This window comes from Pseudomonas sp. BN102, from assembly GCF_029871245.1.
Classification (GTDB): domain Bacteria; phylum Pseudomonadota; class Gammaproteobacteria; order Pseudomonadales; family Pseudomonadaceae; genus Metapseudomonas.
The window spans coordinates 1-5,477 of sequence record NZ_SSON01000047.1 but is presented as its reverse complement, the minus strand read 5'-3'; the positions used below and the strand labels follow the sequence as shown (position 1 = coordinate 5,477).

4 protein-coding genes are annotated in these 5,477 nt (G+C 67.9%); all 4 read right to left on the bottom strand.

Translation table 11 applies throughout. The annotated features are described in order from the left end of the window. Positions 1 to 1,119 carry a glycine cleavage system aminomethyltransferase GcvT gene (gene gcvT, locus E8F12_RS09025; protein ID WP_280323374.1) on the bottom strand — a complete coding sequence of 373 codons (1,119 nt, stop codon included), beginning with the start codon at positions 1,117 to 1,119 and terminating at the stop codon, positions 1 to 3. A gap of 127 nt (positions 1,120 to 1,246) precedes the next feature. Beyond that, the gene (locus tag E8F12_RS09020) at positions 1,247 to 2,623 is read right to left on the bottom strand and encodes an L-serine ammonia-lyase (protein ID WP_280324902.1); all 1,377 of its coding nucleotides are present in this window, start codon (positions 2,621 to 2,623) and stop codon (positions 1,247 to 1,249) included. Positions 2,624 to 2,653: 30 nt separating this feature from the next. Continuing rightward, positions 2,654 to 3,907, bottom strand: coding sequence for a serine hydroxymethyltransferase (glyA, locus tag E8F12_RS09015; protein WP_280324901.1), 1,254 nt, complete (start codon positions 3,905 to 3,907; stop codon positions 2,654 to 2,656). Between the two features lie 157 nt (positions 3,908 to 4,064). Then, a partial coding sequence (gcvPB, locus tag E8F12_RS09010; protein WP_280324900.1) for an aminomethyl-transferring glycine dehydrogenase subunit GcvPB occupies positions 4,065 to 5,477 on the bottom strand: 1,413 nt, incomplete at its 5' end.

The following is a 5,477-nucleotide window of genomic DNA, read 5'->3' as shown; positions in this document are numbered from 1 at the left end:
TCAGCCGCGGTAGTAGCGCTGCGGCACGAAGGGGGTCTTGGCCACCTTCATGGCCACGCGCTTGCCGCGCACCAGGGCCCAGACCTCGCTGTCCAGGGCCGCATGGCGGGCGGCGACGAAGCCCATGGCCACGGGCGCGCCCAGGCTGGGGCCGAAGCCGCCGCTGCAGACGCGGCCGATGGTGGCGCCTTCGGCGTCGACGATCTCGGCACCCTCGCGCACCGGTACGCGCTCCAGGGGCAGCAGGCCGACGCGCTTGCCGGTCACGCCGTCGCGCTGTTGCGCGAAGATGCGCCCGGCGCCGGGGAAGCCGCCGGCACGGGCGCCATCGGCGCGACGGGCCTTGGAAATGGCCCAGGTCAGGCTGGCCTCGATCGGCGTGGTCGCGCTGCTCATGTCATGGCCATAGAGGCACAGGCCGGCTTCCAGGCGCAGCGAGTCGCGGGCACCGAGGCCAATCGGCTCGACCTCCGGCTGGGCCAGCAGGGTACGGGCCAGGGCTTCGGCCTGGGCCACGGGGACGGAGATCTCGTAACCGTCTTCGCCGGTGTAGCCGGAGCGGCTGACGAAGCAGTCCACGCCTTCCAGGCGCACGCTGCCGAACTGCATGAAGGTCATCTGGCGCACTGCCGGGGCGAGGCGGCCGAGCACCTCCACCGCGGCCGGGCCTTGCAGCGCCAGCAGCGCGCGGGATTCGAACAGCGACTCGATCTGGCACTGGCCGGCCAGGTGCTGTTGCAGGTGGGCCAGGTCCTGCTCTTTGCAGGCGGCATTGACCACCACGAACAGTTCGTCCTCGGCCAGGCGGGCCACCATCAGGTCGTCGAGGATGCCGCCGTTCTCGTCGGTGAACATGGCGTAGCGCTGCATGCCCACCGGCAGGTCGAGGATGTCCACCGGCACCAGGCTTTCCAGCGCCCGGGCCGCATTGGCGCCACGCAGGATGATCTGGCCCATGTGGGAGACGTCGAACAGGCCGGCCTGTGCACGGGTGTGCAGGTGCTCCTTGAGCACGCCGAGGGGGTATTGCACCGGCATGTCGTAGCCGGCGAAGGGCACCATGCGTGCGCCGAGTTCGAGGTGCAGGGCGTGCAGCGGGGTTTGGGCGAGGTCGGTCATGTACGGCTCCAAAGTCAAAGTCAGTGCGGGTTGGGGCGGCCCTCTCCCCCGGCCCCTCTCCCTGCAGGGAGAGGGGAGACAAGCCCCCTCTCCCGCGTGCGGGAGAGGGTTGGGGAGAGGGCGCTCTTCAGCATTCGATGATGTTCACCGCCAGCCCACCGCGGGCGGTTTCCTTGTATTTGCTCTTCATGTCGGCGCCGGTCTGGCGCATGGTGCGGATCACCTTGTCCAGCGAGATGAAGTGCTGGCCGTCGCCGCGCAGGGCCATGCGCGCGGCGTTGATCGCCTTCACCGAGCCCATGGCGTTGCGCTCGATGCAGGGCACCTGGACCAGCCCGCCGACCGGATCGCAGGTCAGGCCGAGGTTGTGCTCCATGCCGATCTCGGCGGCGTTCTCCACCTGCTGCGGGGTGCCGCCCATGACTTCGCAGAGCGCGCCGGCGGCCATCGAGCAGGCCACGCCGACCTCGCCCTGGCAGCCGACTTCGGCGCCGGAGATCGAGGCGTTCTCCTTGTAGAGGATGCCGATGGCGGCGGCGGTGAGCAGGAAGCGCTCGACGCCGTCGTCATTGGCACCGGGGATGAAGCGCGTGTAGTAATGCAGCACCGCCGGGACGATGCCCGCCGCGCCGTTGGTGGGCGCGGTGACCACGCGGCCGCCGCTGGCATTCTCCTCGTTCACCGCCAGGGCGTAGAGGTTGACCCAGTCCAGCACCGCCAGGCTGTCCTTGAGGCTGGCTTCCGGATGCTCGCTGAGCTGGCGGTAGAGCGCGGCGGCGCGGCGCTTGACCTTGAGCCCGCCGGGCATGATGCCTTCCTTGCGGCAGCCGGCCTTCACGCAGTCCTGCATCACCTGCCAGATCTTCATCAAGCCGTCGCTGGTTTCTTCAGGCGTACGCCAGGCCTTCTCGTTCTCGCGCATCAGGTCGCTGATGGAGAGCCCGCTGGCGCTGCAATGGGCGAGCATTTCCTTGCCGGACTTGAAGCGATAGGGCAGCGGCGTGCGGTCTTCGACGATGCGATCCAGCCCGGCGGCTTCCTCGTCCACCACGAAGCCGCCGCCCACCGAGTAGTACTCGCGCGAACGGATCTGGATGCCGGCGTCGTCGAAGGCGCGGAAGACCATGCCATTGGGGTGGTAGGGGAGCGGCTTGCGGATCAACGCCAGGTGCTCCTTCTCCACGAAGCGGATGGGCTTTTCCCCCAGCAGGTTGATCGCGCCGCTACTGCGGATGGTTGCCAGGCGCGCATCCACGGTACCGGTATCCACCAGGTCCGGGTATTCGCCCTCCAGCCCCAGCAGCACGGCCTTGTCGCTGCCGTGGCCCTTGCCGGTGGCGCCGAGGGAGCCGTAAAGCTCCGCCTTCACGCTCGCCACCCGGCCCAGCAGCCCGTCCGACTTCAGCCCGAGGACGAAGCGCGAGGCGGCACGCATCGGCCCCACGGTGTGGGAGCTGGAGGGGCCGATGCCCACCTTGAACAGATCGAAAACGCTTAGCGACATATCTCGACTCCCAGAAAGCCCTGCCGGCGGTCAGGCCGGATACACCGGGAAACGCGCGCAGAGCGCCGCCACCTGCCTGGCCACCTGCGCCTCGACATCGGCATCGCCGAGGTGGTCGAGGATGTCGCAGATCCAGCTGGCCAGGGCGCGGCACTCTGGCACCTGGAAGCCACGGGTGGTCGACGCCGGGGTGCCGATGCGCAGGCCGGAAGTGACGAAGGGCGATTGCGGGTCGTTGGGCACGGCGTTCTTGTTCACCGTGATGCCGGCACGGCCGAGGGCGGCGTCGGCGTCCTTTCCGGTGATGCCCTGGCGGATCAGGCTGACCAGGAACAGGTGGTTGTCGGTGCCGCCGGAAACCACGTCGTAGCCACGCTCCATGAACACGTTGGCCATGGCCTGGGCGTTCTTGATCACCTGGGCCTGGTAGTCCTTGAAGGACGGGTCCAGCGCCTCCTTGAAACACACCGCCTTGGCGGCGATCACGTGCATCAGCGGACCGCCCTGCCCGCCCGGGAACACCGCGGCGTTGAGCTTCTTCTCCAGCTCCGGGTTGGCCCGGGCCAGGATCAGGCCACCGCGCGGACCGCGCAGGGTCTTGTGGGTGGTGGTGGTGACTACGTCGGCATAGGGCAGCGGGTTCGGGTAGAGGCCGGCGGCCACCAGGCCAGCGACGTGGGCCATGTCGACGAACAGGTAGGCACCGACCTTGTCGGCGATGGCGCGGAAGCGCGGGAAGTCCAGGGTCTTCGAATAGGCGGAGAAGCCGGCGACCAGGACCTTCGGCTTGTGCAGGGTGGCCAGGCGCTCCACTTCGTCGTAATCGATCAGGCCGTTGCCGTCGATGCCGTACTGCACGGCGTTGTAGAGCTTGCCGGAGGACGACACCTTGGCGCCGTGGGTCAGGTGGCCGCCGTGGGCCAGGCTCATGCCGAGGATGGTGTCGCCGGCTTGCAGCAGCGCCAGGTAGACCGCCGCGTTGGCCTGGGAGCCGGAGTGCGGCTGGACGTTGGCATAGTCGGCGCCGAACAGCGCCTTGGCTCTGTCTATCGCAAGCTGCTCGACGACGTCGACGTATTCGCAGCCACCGTAGTAGCGCTTGCCCGGATAGCCCTCGGCATACTTGTTGGTCAGTTCGGTGCCCTGGGCCTGCATCACTTGCGGGCTGGTGTAGTTCTCCGAGGCGATCAGTTCTATGTGGTCTTCCTGGCGCTGGGCTTCGCGACGGATGGCGTCGAACAGCGCAGGATCGAAGTCGGACAGGGTGAGGCTCTTGTGGAACATGGTGGTTTCCTTCTTGTTCGGTAAGGGTCGGCAATGACCTTGTGGGGGCGAATTCATTCGCTGAGCAGGCCGCAGGCCTGCCCGACGGAATCATCAGGGGCTGCTGCGCAGCCCATAGCGAATGAATTCGCCCACACAGAGATCGCGCCATCCGTGATCAGGCGTCCTGGTACACCGCCATCGGCGGGCAGGCGCACGCCAGGTTGCGGTCGCCATAGACGTTGTCCACGCGGCCCACCGGCGGCCAGTACTTGACCTCTTCCAGCGACGGCAGCGGATACACCGCCAGCTCGCGGCTGTAGCGGTGGGTCCACTCGCCGACCAGTTCCTGGGCGGTGTGCGGGGCGTTCTTCAGCGGATTGTCCTCGGCGTCCAGCTCGCCACGCTCCACCGCGCGGATTTCCTCGCGGATGCGGATCATGGCCTCGCAGAAGCGGTCCAGCTCTTCCTTCGACTCGCTCTCGGTGGGTTCCACCATCAGGGTGCCGGCGACCGGGAAGGACATGGTCGGGGCATGGAAGCCGTAGTCGATCAGGCGCTTGGCCACGTCGTCGACGCTGATGCCGCTGCTCTCCTTGAGCGGGCGCAGGTCGAGGATGCACTCGTGGGCCACCAGGCCGTTCTCGCCGGTGTAGAGCACCGGGTAGTGCTCCTCCAGGCGGCGGGCGATGTAGTTGGCGCTGAGGATCGCCAGCTGCGAGGCACGCTTGAGGCCTTCGCCGCCCATCATGCGGATGTACATCCAGGTGATGGGCAGGATGCTGGCGCTGCCGAAGGGCGCGGCGCTGACGGCGCCTTCCTTGCGTGCCATGTGCGCGTGGCCGGGCAGGAAGGGCGCGAGGTGGGCTTTCACGCCGATCGGGCCGACGCCGGGGCCGCCGCCGCCGTGGGGGATGCAGAAGGTCTTGTGCAGGTTGAGGTGGGACACGTCACCGCCGAACTGGCCCGGGGCGCAGAGGCCGACCATGGCGTTCATGTTGGCGCCGTCGATGTACACCTGGCCGCCGTTGGCATGGATGATGTCGCAGATTTCGCGGATGCCTTCCTCGAACACGCCGTGGGTGGACGGGTAGGTGATCATCAGTGCGGCGAGGCGGTCCTTGTGCTCCTCGGCCTTTGCCTTGAGGTCGGCGATGTCCACGTTGCCACGGGCGTCGCAGGCGGTCACCACCACGCGCATGCCGGCCATCTGGGCGGTGGCGGGGTTGGTGCCGTGGGCCGATTGCGGGATCAGGCAGATGTCACGCTGCCCTTCCCCACGGCTGGCGTGGTAGGCGCGGATCGCCAGCAGACCGGCGTATTCGCCCTGGGAGCCGGCGTTGGGCTGGAGGGACACGGCGTCATAGCCGGTGGCCTTGCACAGCATGGCTTCCAGTTCGCTGGTCAGCTCCAGGTAGCCGGCGCTCTGTTCGGCGGGAGCGAAGGGGTGCAGGGCACCGAACTCGGCCCAGGTCACCGGGATCATCTCGCTGGCGGCGTTCAGCTTCATGGTGCAGGAACCCAGCGGGATCATGCTGCGGTCCAGCGCCAGGTCCTTGTCCGCCAGCTTGCGCAGGTAGCGCATCAGCTC